This window comes from Pseudomonas sp. URIL14HWK12:I12 (assembly GCF_003097135.1).
Lineage (GTDB): Bacteria > Pseudomonadota > Gammaproteobacteria > Pseudomonadales > Pseudomonadaceae > Aquipseudomonas.
Genome location: NZ_QEQL01000001.1, coordinates 94,501 through 108,668, shown reverse-complemented (window position 1 = coordinate 108,668; position 14,168 = coordinate 94,501). Strand labels below are relative to the sequence as shown.

Annotated in this window: 10 protein-coding genes and 1 pseudogene; 7 read left to right on the top strand and 4 right to left on the bottom strand. The window is 63.4% G+C overall.

Going from position 1 to position 14,168, the window contains the following annotated elements; genetic code table 11:
• Window positions 1–9 precede the first annotated feature (9 nt).
• A complete protein-coding gene (locus F474_RS00460) occupies window positions 10–441 on the top strand; it encodes a histidine phosphatase family protein (protein WP_256577786.1) in 432 nt (143 codons plus the stop codon).
• Here F474_RS00460 and F474_RS00455 read toward each other — a convergent pair.
• Window positions 430–660, bottom strand: a complete 231-nt coding sequence (locus F474_RS00455; protein WP_097086372.1) for a hypothetical protein — start codon at window positions 658–660, stop codon at window positions 430–432. The two genes, F474_RS00460 and F474_RS00455, sit on opposite strands and share 12 nt — an antisense overlap.
• A 373-nt stretch (window positions 661–1,033) precedes the next feature.
• Here F474_RS00455 and F474_RS00450 point away from each other — a divergent pair.
• From F474_RS00450 to F474_RS00440, 3 genes and pseudogenes are all read left to right on the top strand, one after another.
• A pseudogene (locus tag F474_RS00450) lies at window positions 1,034–4,183 on the top strand (M10 family metallopeptidase C-terminal domain-containing protein); the annotation flags it as partial.
• 135 nt (window positions 4,184–4,318) lie between these two features.
• Window positions 4,319–6,118 carry a di-heme-cytochrome C peroxidase gene (locus F474_RS00445; RefSeq protein ID WP_097086367.1) on the top strand — a complete coding sequence of 600 codons (1,800 nt, stop codon included), beginning with the start codon at window positions 4,319–4,321 and terminating at the stop codon, window positions 6,116–6,118.
• Window positions 6,115–7,296 carry a catalase family protein gene (locus F474_RS00440; RefSeq protein WP_097086365.1) on the top strand — a complete coding sequence of 394 codons (1,182 nt, stop codon included), beginning with the start codon at window positions 6,115–6,117 and terminating at the stop codon, window positions 7,294–7,296. The genes F474_RS00445 and F474_RS00440 overlap by 4 nt, the downstream gene beginning before the upstream one ends.
• Before the next feature lie 88 nt (window positions 7,297–7,384).
• Here the strand turns inward: F474_RS00440 and F474_RS00435 are convergent, their stop codons facing one another.
• Window positions 7,385–8,521: a glycerate kinase gene (locus F474_RS00435; RefSeq protein WP_097086363.1), complete on the bottom strand. Its 1,137-nt coding sequence runs from the start codon at window positions 8,519–8,521 to the stop codon at window positions 7,385–7,387.
• A gap of 144 nt (window positions 8,522–8,665) precedes the next feature.
• Between F474_RS00435 and F474_RS00430 the strand changes: the two genes are divergently transcribed.
• Window positions 8,666–9,007 carry an FKBP-type peptidyl-prolyl cis-trans isomerase gene (locus tag F474_RS00430; RefSeq protein WP_097086361.1) on the top strand — a complete coding sequence of 114 codons (342 nt, stop codon included), beginning with the start codon at window positions 8,666–8,668 and terminating at the stop codon, window positions 9,005–9,007.
• A gap of 17 nt (window positions 9,008–9,024) precedes the next feature.
• Here F474_RS00430 and F474_RS00425 read toward each other — a convergent pair whose 3' ends face one another.
• The gene (locus F474_RS00425) at window positions 9,025–10,038 is read right to left on the bottom strand and encodes an aldo/keto reductase (protein WP_097086358.1); all 1,014 of its coding nucleotides are present in this window, start codon (window positions 10,036–10,038) and stop codon (window positions 9,025–9,027) included.
• Between the two features lie 295 nt (window positions 10,039–10,333).
• Here F474_RS00425 and F474_RS00420 point away from each other — a divergent pair, with 295 nt between their 5' ends.
• Window positions 10,334–11,683 carry an amino acid permease gene (locus F474_RS00420; protein ID WP_097086357.1) on the top strand — a complete coding sequence of 450 codons (1,350 nt, stop codon included), beginning with the start codon at window positions 10,334–10,336 and terminating at the stop codon, window positions 11,681–11,683.
• 108 nt (window positions 11,684–11,791) lie between these two features.
• Window positions 11,792–12,958: an MFS transporter gene (locus tag F474_RS00415; RefSeq protein ID WP_097086353.1), complete on the top strand. Its 1,167-nt coding sequence runs from the start codon at window positions 11,792–11,794 to the stop codon at window positions 12,956–12,958.
• Here the strand turns inward: F474_RS00415 and F474_RS00410 are convergent, their stop codons facing one another.
• Window positions 12,959–14,002 carry a dienelactone hydrolase gene (locus F474_RS00410; RefSeq protein WP_097086869.1) on the bottom strand — a complete coding sequence of 348 codons (1,044 nt, stop codon included), beginning with the start codon at window positions 14,000–14,002 and terminating at the stop codon, window positions 12,959–12,961.
• Window positions 14,003–14,168 lie beyond the last annotated feature (166 nt).

The following is a 14,168-nucleotide window of genomic DNA, read 5'->3' as shown; positions in this document are numbered from 1 at the left end:
TGGAACCTTATGCCCCGCCGTTGCATGGCACGGGACAATTGCTGTGCGGCCCTGAAGCGAACACGGGAGAGTGCCGCATTGCTGGGCGTTTACCATGTATGCCAGGCGTTGAGGGAAGTGGACCCGGGCCGCTGGCGGGGCCAGGCATTAAGCCAATTGGCACGCACCGAGCCAGAGGCGCTCGCGCGCTGGTTGTCAGACCCCGCCTTCAAAGGCCACGGAGGGAAATCGGTTATCGAATCAGTGGCCCGCCTTGCAGGGTGGATGAATGCACTTGAGCCCGGAACCTACAGCGCAGTGACCCACCCAGGTGTCATTCGGGCCGCCCTGCTGCATGCCCTGGGCGCCGAGGCACAGCGATTCAATCGCCTCGACATCGCACCCTTGAGCTGCGTACGCCTGAGCCGGCGCGGGCATTGGAAGCTTTTGCTAGCAGGGTGACACCGAGTCGTGCACTTCCCGCTCTTTGGCCTGCAGGCAAAACTCATCCGGCGCGCCGTGGCGGTAGCGGATCTGTACCGACATGCGCCGGTCGCCGATTACCTGCTCAGCCACCCCCATCACCTCATGCAATGCCTCTGCCTCGGCCATGGGCTCGGCCCGGTCCTCTTCGAATAATGCCCATCCTTCTCTCCAGGGCCGGATACGGTAGCTGCCCATCGTTCATCTCCTTTGAAGCACCGGTATAGGTACGAAAGTGTGACTGCGTCGACAAAACCGAGGTTCAGAGAAAAATTCTCACTCGCTGACAGAAGACCTGCCGGACGCGGAGCGTCAAATTAATACCGTAAAAACCGCACTTACGACCGCTCGTCTTGAAAAGGACTGAATTTTGACGAATGGTCGCATTACCTCCAATGCTTCGTGTCATACAGGCACTGCGAACCCCGTGCTCAGGGGGCGTTAACATGGAGGTAACACCGTGATATCCCTCGTAAAAACCCTGCTCAGCGACGCCGTAGGTGCCAGCCTCGGCGAGCAGTTCGCCTCCTATTACGTACCTGCCAACCAAGCGCCAGCCAGTGATGCCCTGGTGCTGCGCGGCACACAGGCCAATGACAAGCTCACTGGCAGCGGCGCCGATGAAACCTTGATCGGCGCTGGCGGTGCAGACCGCCTGACCGGTGGCGACGGCCACGATACCTTCCGATATGAGGCCGTCACCGACAGCTACCGCACCGCCAGCACGTCGCAGGCTGATCTGATCACCGATTTCAACCCCAGCCAGGACCAGCTCGACCTCTCTGCATTGGGTTACAGCGGCTTCGGCAGCGGTTTGGATGGCACCTTGCAGTTGGTGTACAACGCGAGCCTGGACCGCACCTACCTCAAAGACCGCCAGGCTGATGCCAACGGCAATCGGTTCGAGATCGCGCTGCAGGGCAACCTGGTCGGTAGCCTAAACGCCGATAACGTACTGTTCGTGCCTGTTGTTCCGGCCAATCACGCCCCCGTGCTGGACCAGCCACTCAGTGACGCCGATGCCCGCGAGCAGGTGGCTTTTACCTACCAGATTCCTGAAAGTGCATTCAGCGACCCTGACGGCGACGGCCTTACCTACAGCGCCTCCCTGGCCGATGGCAGTGCCCTTCCCGAGTGGCTGGCCTTCGACCCGGTAACCCGTACCTTCAGCGGCACCCCCAGCGGTGAGGCGGCAGGCAACTACAGCTTGCTGGTCAACGCGACCGATGCACTCGGCGCATCGGTCAGCGACGTGTTTCAGATATCGGTGGCCGACACGCCATCCGGCGCGATCGTCGGCACCACCGGCCAGGACACGCTCGTGGGTACCGATGGCAGCGAACTGCTGCTGGGCCTGGGCGACAATGACACCCTCAAAGGTGGCGCCGGAGACGATACGCTGGACGGTGGCGCGGGGCGCGACAACCTCTACGGCGGCAGCGGCGCCGACACCTTCACCTTCAGTGCCTTGGGCGACAGCTACCGTGACTACAGCACTGGTGGCATCACCGCAACCGACACAATCCAGGACTTCACTCCAGGCCAGGACAAAATCGATGTCAGTGCGCTGGGCTTCACCGGCTTGGGCGACGGCCAGAACCATACCCTCTACCTGACCCTGAACGACGATGGCAGCAAAACCTACATCAAGTCTGCCAGCGCAGACCCTAGCGGCCAGCGCTTCGAGGTAGCGCTAGCAGGCAACCTGCTCGGCCAGCTCAGCGCCAGCGACTTCGTATTCGCCGAACGCGATGCGCAGCCGATCCTGTACCTGCCCACCCTCGGCCAATCCAACGCGCGCCTGATGCGCATGACCGAAGACGATGACCAGTCGGGCATCAGCGAAATGGTCAAGGACCTGGCGCGTTACACCGGCTACGATGTTCGCAGCCAATTCAAGGACGCCGATGGCAATGACATCGACATCGCTATCGGCGGCAGCACCGTCTCGGGCTACTCCACCGCTTCAGCCGAAGACCAGGCGCTGACCTGGTGGTACGCCGACACCAACCAACCTGGCCCGCTGCTGCTGCGTGCCGTAGGCTTGCTCAAGGAACAACTGGCCAGCCTGACGGCCATCGATCAGGTGACCATGGGCATCGTCTGGGGCCAGGGCGAGCAAGGCGCCCAGGAAATAGCCCGGGCGGACGACCCAGTGGCTGCCGCTGCGCAGTACAAGGCAGATACGCTGAAAGTCTTCGATTACCTGCATCAGCAACTGGGCGACTTCGATATCTACCTGATGGAAACCGGCCGCTACCAAGCCGAGGCGGCCAGTGCACGGGGCTATACCGAAGACAAGATCCAAAGCATCGAGGCCGGAGTGGCGGCCGTGCGCGAAGCCCAGCAGCAGATGGCAGCCGAGCGCGGTGATGTGCACCTGGCCGTTGACTACAGCGACCTGCCACTGCGTTATGAAGTCGACCCCACCACCTACCCAGATGACGTCTGGCACCTGCACGAAGAGTCAGATGAGATCGTTGGCCAGCGCCTGGCCGACTACATCGCCAATCACATGGGTTTCCAGGGCAACCCGGACGACAACAACAGCGTGCAGGCAATTTTCGATGAGGCCGCCAGCCACCAGGGCCACTACATTCATGGGACCGACGAAGACGACAGCCTGGTAGGCACCGACCAGAACGATACCCTCGACGGTGACCTGGGCGCCGACCACATGGAAGGCAAAGATGGCAACGACACCTATATCGTCGACAACGCCGGCGACACCGTGGTGGAAACCAACCCCGACGATAAACAGATCGACACGGTCAAAAGCAGTGTCAGCTGGGTGCTGGGCGACAACCTGGAGCACCTTGAGCTGACCGGGGTATCGGCCATCAACGGCACCGGTAACGCCTTGCGAAACTTCATCATCGGCAACGCCAATGACAACGTGATCGACGGCGGCGCAGGTGCCGACAGCATGACTGGCGGCAACGGCTCGGACATCTACTACGTCGACGACATCGACGACGCGGTGATCGAAACCAATGCAGACTCGGCTACCGGCGGCATCGACACCGTCTACAGCCGCCTGGCCGCCTACACCCTGGCCGCCAACACCGAGATTCTCGTGATCGACAGCGACACCGCTGCCAACGGCACCGGCAACACCCTGGACAACCTGATCGTGGCTGGCAGCGGTGACAACCTGATCGACGGCCGTACCGGCAATGACACCCTCAGCTACGCGCTGGCCCATTCAGGCATCACCCTGAGCCTGGCCACCACCAAGGCCCAGGCCACCGGCGGCTCGGGTACCGACTCGATCAAGAACATGGAAAACCTGATCGGTAGCCAGTACGACGACACCCTTACGGGCAATAGCGGCAATAACGTGCTCGAAGGGGGCGCAGGCAACGATGCACTGATCGGGGGCGGCGGGGATGACCGGCTCGTGGGCGGTGCCGGTACCGATACACTGACCGGCGGTAGCGGGGCCGACACCTACGTGTTCACTAGCCTGGCCGATATGGGCTGCGGCAGCGCTCGGGACCAGATCGTAGGCTTCAAGAGCGCTGAGCACGACCAGATCGACCTGACGGCGCTGGGCAATTTCACCTTCATCGGCAGCCAGGCCTTCGACGCCGATGCCACCCATCAGCTGCGCTTTGAAAACGGCGTGCTTTACGGCAGCACCAATGCCGACGGCGCCGCCGAGTTCGAAATCCAGCTGACCGGCGTCAAAGCGTTGAGCGCTTCGGATTTCACCAGCTGAGGGAAGCTTGGTCAGCTGCGCGTAGGCAGGCGATGGCCTACGCGCAATCTCCACGGCGGGCGCAGGGGTAAAGCCACTTGCCACTACGGCGCGCTTGAGGCATAACAGGCGCCCTGTTGCCAAGGATTGCCACCCATGCGCCTGTTGCGTCGCGCTTTTCTGTGCCTGTTGCTGCTTGCCCTGCTCGCCTTGGGCGTAGTGCTGTGGTACATCGCCCATCCCAATCTTCCTGCCTGGCAGCCCGCCAAGGATGTGCGCTACCTGGATCAATGGAGCGAGGCCGACCGCCAGACCTGGTATTTCACCCCCCAGGGCGCGCAGGTCAAAGGCTTGCGTTATGACTGGTTCGTGCACCTGCGCCAGCCGTTTTCCGACGCGCGCTTTGCAGCGCCAGAGAATATGGGGCGTTTTGGCTTTCTGCTCGACCCCAACGCCAGCGCCGCGAACCCGGATCACTTGCCGGTCGGCTTTACACGCCATACCGAAGCGGATCAGGTGAGTTATCTGGACATCACCTGCTCGGCCTGCCACACCGGCGAGCTGCGCTACAACGGCACGGCCGTGCGCATTGACGGGGGCCCCGCTCAGCATGTGCTGCCTTCCACAGTGCCCACACTGCGCGGTGGCAGCTTTGGCCAAGCGTTGGTCGCCAGCCTGGCGGCCACCTATTACCTGCCCTGGAAATTCAACGCCTTCGCTGCCGACGTGTTGCCGGCCGGCAGCGGCGAAGCCGAGCGCCGCGCACTGCGCCAGGCCATGAAGGCTTCACTTGACCGTTTTGCCCACGCGGCCTGGAACGATACTCATCGCGGCCTCTACCCTACCCAAGAGGGGCCCGGCCGCACAGACGCCTTCGCACGCATTGCCAATGCCGCTTTTGGCGATGCCATCGACCCTGCCAACTACCGTGTCGGCAATGCGCCGGTGGATTACCCGCAGATGTGGCGCATCTGGACCTTCGACTGGGTACAGTGGAACGGGTCGGCCCAGCAGCCGATGGCCCGCAATATTGGCGAGGCGCTGGGCGTGGGGGCTACCCTGAGCTTTTTCGACGAACACCAGCAACCGCTGACGGGCGAGGCGCGCTACCCCTCCAGTGTCCGGGTGAACGACCTGCACACCATCGAAACCACCCTACAGCGCCTGGCTCCGCCGGCCTGGCCAGAAGACGTGCTCGGCGCTGTCGACAAGCCCCTTGCCGCCGAGGGCCGCGCGCTGTTCGCTCAACATTGCGCAGCGTGCCATGTGCGTGCGGTCGACGAGCACGGCCCGCGCCCGGTGGTCGACCTCGCGATGATCCCGACCTCGGTGATCGGCACCGACCCCACTGCCGCCGACAACATCGCTGACCGCCGCTACGACCTTTCGGCATTGGCTTGGACGCCCGAAGAACTCGCCACCCTTAACGTCCAATTCCAAGGGCCGCAGCCTCCGCTGGACCTGCATCAGGTATCGGTGGCCAAAGGCCTGGCGTGGGTCACCGCCTACGTGGAGCAACGTGCTTACCGTGACGCCGGCATCCCGGCCGACCAGCAGGGCGCGCTAAATGGCTTCGACCTGCCCATCGGCGTGCGCGAGATGCGCGCTTACAAGGCGCGGCCACTGGCAGGGGTATGGGCCACCGCGCCGTTCCTGCATAACGGGTCGGTGCCCAACCTCTATCAGTTGCTTTCCCCTCAGGATGAGCGCGCCGTCACCTTCTACCGTGGCAATTTCGAATTTGACCCGCGCCACGTGGGCTACCAGGCCGGCGCCTTCCCCGGCGGCTTCCTTTACGACACCCGCCAGACCGGTAACCACAACAGCGGCCATGAATTTCGCGACGGCCCGCGAGGCCGCGGGGTGATCGGCCCTCTGCTGCAGCCCGCCCAACGCTGGGCATTGGTTGAATACCTCAAAGTGATGGGCAGCCCACTGGAGAAAACCCTGCCATGAACCAACGCCTATTGTTCGCTGGCCGCCCGCTGGGGTCGGCCGCGCGTTTCTGGTTGCGCCTGGGCGGGCTTTTGGGCCGCCTACTGCTAGGGCTCGTGGTCCTCGCCTTACTAGGGTGGGCAGCCAGCGCCGCCTGGTATGCCTGGAAGTTCTCCGGCCCGGTCAGCGCCCAGGAACAGGTGCCACCCGGTGAGGCGGCGATGACCCAAAGCATCATCCAGACGGCGATCCGCATCGTCGATCAGCACAGGGAAAACACCCGCTACCTGCGCGACGCACACGCCAAGGCTCACGGCTGCGTGCAGGCCCAGGTACAAGTGGCCGGCGATCTACCGCCGGCATTGCGCCAAGGGGTGTTCAGTGAGCCAGGTAAAACGTGGAATGGCTGGATGCGCTTGTCCAACGGCAACGCCTACCCACAGTTCGACAGCCTGCAGGATGCTCGCGGCATGGCCCTCAAGCTGCTCCAGGTTCCCGGCGCGCAATTGCTTCCCAGCCAGCAGGCTCGCCAGGAACAGGATTTTGTGATGTTCAACCACCCCAACTTCTTCGTCAGTGACGTGGCCGAATACCAGCAGAACATCGCCGCCCAGGCCGACGGCAAGAAAGTGCTGGCTTTTTTCCCGGGATGGGACCCGCGCCAGTGGCAGGTGCGCCACCTGCTGATCGCGTTTTCGACCCTGAGCGATGCCCCCGACAGCCCTACCCAGGGCACCTACTATTCCGTTTCGCCCTACAAGTTCGGGGGTGCCAACGCCAAGTTCCGCGTCACGCCTGAGGCAGGCACCTGCCCGGCCTACAGCGTGCCCAAGCCTAACCGCGACCTGCCCAACTTCCTGCGAGGGGCGCTTTATCAGCAGCTCTCGGCCGATCGGGTGCCCGCCTGTTTTGCCTTGCAGATTCAATTGCAGGATGCCAGCCGCTACATGCCGCTCGAAGACACCAGTGTGGAATGGAAACAGAGCGATTCGCCCTTCGTGACCGTGGCGCATATCAAAGTGCCCGCGCAGGATTTCGACAGCCCAGAACAGAACCTGGCCTGTGACAACATGGCCTTCAGCCCATGGCACGGCATTGAGGCCCATCGGCCGGTGGGTGGCATCAATCGGCTGCGCAAGGCCGTCTATGACGCGGTGAGCCAGTATCGGCACGCGCGCAACGGCAACGTGGCGCCCTGAGCCGGTAAGGGTTGCAAAGCAGCGCGCCGTTCACCCGATGGGAGGCCGGCCCGCCGACAACGGGCCTACCTGTAAGGGTGCGGGCGCATCATTTCGTGCCTAGCCGCCATAAGCGCCCAACATCCGCTGCGCGCTCGCGCAACAGCCGCGGAGCCTCGCGACATGCCTGCTCCAGGCTCATCGGCCCTTCTGCCAGGGAAAACGCGGCGTCGATTCCGTGATCATAAAGCGCCTGGTACCCCTGGCCCAGCGTGCCTGCCAGCACGACCACGGGCACCCCGGCAGCCTGGGCAATGCGAGCCACCCCCAGCGGCGTCTTGCCGCGCAAGGTCTGGGCATCGAAACGCCCCTCCCCGGTGATCACCAGCGCCGCCCCCTGCACGGCGTCGGCCAGCCCAGCCAGCTCGGCCACTACTTCAACACCTGGGCGAAACTGGGCGCCGAAGAATGCGCGTGCGGCAAAGCCCATGCCGCCAGCTGCGCCGCTGCCCGGCTCATCTCGAAGATCGCGACCCAATAGCTTGGCCACCTGATCGGCAAAACACCCCAGCGCATCATCCAACCGCTCGACCTGCTCAGGGCTGGCGCCTTTTTGTGGGCCGAACACCCACGACGCACCGTGCTCGCCGCACAGAGGGTTGTCGACATCAGCAGCCACTTCGAACGCCACGCCCGCCAGGCGACGGTCCAGGCCACCCGCATCGAGCCGGGCAAGCCTGGCCAGCGCAGCCCCACCTGGCGGCAATATTGCGCCCTGAGCATCGAACAGCTTGAGCCCCAGTGCCTGCAACATACCGGCACCGCCGTCATTGGTAGCGCTGCCCCCTATGGCCAACACGATTCGCTCAGCGCCCGCTTCCAGCGCCGCCCCGATCAATTGGCCAGTGCCGAAGCTTGAGGTATTGCAGGCGTCCCGATCCTCTAACGCCAACAACTGCAAGCCGCTGGCTTCGGCCATTTCGATCACGGCCGTGCTACTACCTGGCAACCAGCCCCAGGCAGCGTCCGCCGGCTGGCCCAGCGGCCCCTGCACCGTCAGCCGCCGAACCTCTCCATGCGCAGCGGCCACCACCGCCTCAAGTGTGCCTTCGCCGCCATCGGCCATCGGCACACAAGCCAGCTGTGCCCCTGGCAGCACCGAGCCCAGCCCTTGGGCGATGGCCCGGGCCACGCCCGCGGCACTGAGGCTGTCTTTGAACGAGTCGGGGGCGATGACGATTTTCATGGCGATCAATGTTTCCCTGGAGTAATCGGCCTGCACGGTAGAAGGTCGGCGTATTGCCGCTGATGCACGTGTGAGCCTAACAAAAGCGGGTGTGCAGCCGTTAGCCTCAGCGCTACCATGCGCGCTCCACTACAGGACCGGCCCATGACCACAGAGCTGATTATCGAAGACCTGCACCCCGGCGACGGCAAAGCTGCCGTCAAAGGGGCGCTGATCACCACCCATTACCAAGGCTGGCTGGCCGATGGCACACCGTTCGACTCCTCGCTCGAGCGCGGCAAGCCCTTCCAGTGCGTGATCGGCACTGGCCGCGTGATCAAGGGTTGGGATCTGGGCCTTATGGGCCTGCGCGTGGGCGGCAAGCGCCGTTTGACAGTGCCGGCCACGCTGGCCTACGGCGAGCGCGGCATGGGCAACCGGGTGCCGCCCGGGGCAGACCTGACCTTTGAAATCGAGTTGCTGGAGGTGCTGACCCGGGATGACTGAATTGCCGCAGCAGCCGCTCAACGCAACGGCCGGCCACTCACGAAATGTGCCACGTCGTTGAACCCAGGCGTGGAGGCGTGCCCGGGCACAACCAGCCGGTCGATGAATGCCTCATCCTGGGCATCCAGGCGGTAGTCCAGCGCCGGCAAGTATCCTTCCCAGTGCTCCAGCGTACGCGGCCCTACGATGGCCGATGGCACCAGGCGGTTGTTCAGCACCCAGGCAATGGCGAAAGCCGTCGGCGTTACGCCGCGCTGTTTGGCATGAGCAGCGATTTGCTGCGCAATGGCCAATGACTCGGTGCGCCATTCGGTTTCCTGGATACGCTTGTCATGGCGCCCGGCACGGGTGCCGTCGGCAGGCGGCTCGCCAGGCAGGTACTTGCCGGTCAACACCCCGCGAGCCAGCGGGCTGTAGGGAACGATGCCCAGGCCGTAATGCTGGCAAGCGGTGAACACTTCCTGTTCGGCCTGGCGGTTGACGATGTTGTACAGCGGCTGCACCGCCACGGGGGCGTCCACGCCGAGCCGGCGCGCAGTGTTGACGAACTCGGCGATCTTCCAGCCACGATGGTTGGAGAGCGCCCAGTAGCGCACCTTGCCCTGGCGGATCAAATCGCCCAGTGCCGACACGGTCTCCTCGATCGGCGTCTGATGGTCTTCGCGGTGCAGGTAATACAGGTCGATGTAATCGGTGCCCAGCCGCTCCAGGCTCTGCTCGGCAGCGTGCATCAGGTGCTTGCGGCTGCCGCCAACCTTGTGCGGCAGGCCAGACTGCTGCCCGGTTGGGCTGCCGAACTTGGTTGCCAGCACCCAGTCATGGCGGTGGCTAGCGATGGCGCGGCCGGTGATGCGCTCAGACTCGCCGCCGTTGTAAACGTTAGCCGTGTCGATGAAGTTGACGCCCTGGGCGAAGGCGCTGTCGATGATGCGGCGGGAGTCGGCCTCTGAGGTTTGGTCGCCGAACATCATGGTGCCTAGGCACAAGGGGGAGACGCTGAGGCCGCTGCGGCCCAGGGGGGTGTAGCGCATGGCACGCTCCATGGTGGTGGAAAAGCTATCGAAATAGACCGGATGACGGACAACTCGTTGACTTTACCAGTAGACGATCAAGGCGTAACCGCTTCAAATCCTGAACAGACCGGAAGCCGGCTCGGCGCCCCCCTGCGTATAGGCTACTGAAGCTCTGCCACGCGGCATTTGCGCCAAAAGCAATGGATCGCAACACTAGCCATCCCCGTGGCCGGCTATTCCCCTGTACCATACGCGCCCTTCCCTCACCCACCTTGGCACGGCCCCGCGCCCTGCCCCTCAGGAATCGCGCTGCATGAGTGACACCCCCTCCTCCGAGCAACTGCATCGGGGCCTGAAGAACCGACACATTCAACTCATCGCCCTGGGCGGGGCCATCGGCACCGGGCTGTTTCTGGGCATCGCCCAGACGATCGGCATGGCCGGCCCCTCGGTGATCCTGGGCTACGCCATCGCCGGGCTCATTGCCTTTTTCATCATGCGCCAGCTGGGCGAAATGGTGGTCGAAGAGCCTGTATCCGGCACCTTCAGCCATTTCGCCTACCGCTACCTGGGCCCGTTCGCCGGGTTCATGTCGGGCTGGAACTACTGGGTGCTCTACGTGCTGGTCGGCATGGCCGAGCTCACCGCTGTGGGCGTGTACGTCCAGTACTGGTGGCCAGGGGTGGCTACCTGGGTATCGGCGGCGGTGTTCTTCGTGATCATCAACCTGATCAACGTGGCCAACGTGCGCCTGTATGGCGAGATGGAATTCTGGTTCTCGCTGATCAAGGTCACCGCCATCGTCGCGATGATCGGCTTCGGCGCCTGGCTGCTGGCCAGCGGCCAGGGCGGCCCGGACGCGACTGTCGCCAACCTGTGGAACAACGGTGGCTTCTTCCCTCATGGGGTGGGCGGGCTAGCGATGGCCATGGCGGTGATCATGTTCTCCTTTGGCGGCCTGGAGCTGGTGGGCATCACTGCCGCCGAAGCCGATGATCCTAAGCGCAGCATCCCGAAGGCAACCAATCAAGTCATCTGGCGCATTCTGATCTTCTACGTGGGGGCGCTGACCGTGCTGCTGGCGCTGTACCCCTGGCAGAAGGTGGTCACCGGCGGCAGCCCCTTCGTACTGATCTTCCACAACCTCGACAGCCAGGTCGTCGCTACGCTGCTCAATGCTGTGGTGCTCACCGCGGCGCTGTCGGTCTACAACAGCTGCGTGTACAGCAACAGCCGCATGCTGTTCGGCCTGGCTCGCCAGGGTAACGCGCCCAAAGTGCTGCAGCAGGTCAACCATCGTGGCGTGCCGATGGCTGCGCTGGGCGTGTCGTCGTTGGCCACCGGCCTCTGCGTAGTGGTCAACTATGTGCTGCCGGGCGAAGCCCTGCAGTTGCTGATGGCTCTGGTGGTGGCGTCGCTGGTGCTGAACTGGTGGATCATCAGCATCACTCACTGGAAATTCAAGCGCGTGAAGGCCGCCGAAGGCCATGCTTGCCACTACCCCAGCTGGGGCTACCCGTTCACCAACGCCCTGTGCCTGATATTCCTCGCGGGTATCCTGGTGGTGATGTGGCTGACACCAGGCATCTACATATCGGTGATCATGTTGCCGATCTGGCTGGCGGTGCTTGCGTTTGCCTATCAAGCGGTGAAAGGCCGCTGAACCGAGCGGTGCGCCGTGAGCCGTGGTATGGTTGTCCGACGACCACCACGGCACACGCCGCCCACCTCGTTGGCGCAGGCGAGAGGCCAATGCCCCCGTGAGCCCGCCATGCCCGCGCAGCCCAAGAACATCACCGTCACCATCCTCTCGATCGTTTTCTACACCCTCATCGCCTTTCTGTGCATTGGCCTGCCAATCGCGGTGCTGCCTGGCTATGTACATGATCAGCTGGGTTTCAGCCCGGTGGTCGCAGGCCTGGTGATCGGCGCGCAATACCTGGCCACCTTGCTCATCCGCCCACTGGCTGGCCGCTTGGCCGACAGCGTTGGCACCAAGAAAATCATTACCTGGGGGCTGTATGGCATCGTTGGCAGCGGCGCACTCACGCTGCTATCGACCCTGCTGCAGAGCCTGCCAGTGCCCAGCCTGGTGCCGCTGCTGCTGGGCCGGCTGCTGCTGGGCTGCTCTCAAGGCATGATCGGCGTAGGCACGGCCAGCTGGGGCATTGGCGCGGTGGGCGCCGAGAACACCGCGCGGGTGATTTCCTGGAACGGCATCGCGTCCTACGGTGCCATTGCCTTCGGCGCACCGCTGGGCGTAGTGCTCACCGCCGCGCTGGGCTACAACGTGCTTGGCCCGCTATTGATGCTGATGGCAGCCGGTGGCCTGCTGGTGCTGCGTAAACAGCCTTCGATGCCGGTAGTGCGCGGCGAGCGTATGCCTTTCTGGGCTGCATTTGCCAAAGTCGCGCCTTATGGCCTGGCGTTGACCCTGGCCTCTATTGGCTATGGCACGCTCACCACTTTCGTCACTCTTTATTACGGTGAGAACGCCTGGGAAGGCGCTGCCTTTTGCCTGACCGCATTCGGCATCAGCTTCGTCGCCGCACGGCTGATTTTCGTAAATGCCATCAATCACTACGGCGCCTTTGCTTCGGCACTGGCGTGCATGGCGGTAGAAACCCTGGGCTTTGTGCTGCTGTGGCTTGCGCCTTCGCCCGGCTGGGCGCTGGCCGGCGCAAGCTTGACCGGCTTTGGGCTATCGCTGGTGTACCCGGCCTTGGGAGTGATTGCCATTCGCCAGGTACCAAGCGCCAGCCGCGGGGCAGGCCTGGGTGCATTCGCCGTGTTCTTCGACATGGCATTGGCCACGGCGGGGCCGCTGATGGGCGCCTTGGCAACGCTGACCGGCTACGGGCCAATTTTTCTGGTCGCAGCAGGGCTTTCACTGGCGGGGTTAGGCATCGTGGCAATGCTGGGGCGCCGCGCCCGCTGATTACTGGTCGGCAGTCTGAAGGCCGGCGCGGCTTGGCCGGGCCAGTGCTTGCCCAAAGAAATGCCCGGCCTCACTGACCAGATCACGGTGGATGGCTACTCGATCTACACCGTCACCGTCAGCACACAATGCCGGGGAGCGCGCTGCCTGCTCGTCGGTGCAGGGCGCGAGGAACACAAAGTGCCCAGCCCCGGGCAAAGGGCGAAAATCCGGGTGCAGCAGTTTACGCGCCAAAGCGCCCGCGTTCTTGTCCATCGCCACCAGTTTGTCACTGTCACCGGCGTAGATCAGCGTAGGCACCTTGACGTTTTCCAGCGTATGGCGGCCGAACATCAAGCTCAGTGGTGCCAGCAACAACATTGCGTGCACTCGTGCGTCCGCCTGCGGGGCCAGGTCATCCCGGTCGGCAACCAGCTCGCCATGGGCCTTGCAGGCGTCCATGTCCTGAGGGTACTTGTCGCAGTAATTGCGCAGGCGTTGCAGCTCGGGTTGCGCGCCGGTGAGGATCAACGCCGTTTCACCTCCAGCCGAGTAGCCGATCACGCCCACCTCTTTCTCATTGATAAACGGCGAGAGCATCGGCTCGCTCAGTGCCGAGGTGATTGCAGCTGAAATCTGCAGCGGCCGCCCGTAGAGATTGCTGAGCTTGCCAAGCCGGCTTTGGTCCAGGTTGTTATCACCTGGATGCACGACCGCCACTACGACGAAGCCTTGCCGTGCGATAGAGGTGATCAGATCGTGTAACGCCAACGGCGTGCCATTGTTGCCGTGGGAAAGCATCAATAGCGGGAAACGCCCAATCGATATGCGTGCATCTTCACGAGCATCGACCTGGAACCCATCGACCAGGCTAGGCTTGCCTAGCTCGCGTGTTGGGTAGAAGGCATAAGCCTGCATGGGCTCGCCGTCGAGCGGGTCAGTGAAGGTCAGCCGATGGTAGCCCACCGCAAGGCGAGGCTGGGCCGGGATGGCCGCTGCCATCACATGCACCGAAACAAGGCTGATCACTACCAGCCCCAAGCTCCATGCACAAAAGTGCGCCATCCGTTTGCCGTTCATGCCCGAGCGCTCCACGTCGCCTGCCAAAGGCCCACTTCTCTGGCCAGATGCAGCAAAAGCTGGGCCAGTCATCACTTCGACTGCGGCAAACGGAAAAAGGCACAAACAAAAACGCCTGCATGTCTGCAGGCGTCGACGTATCACCGCCGTG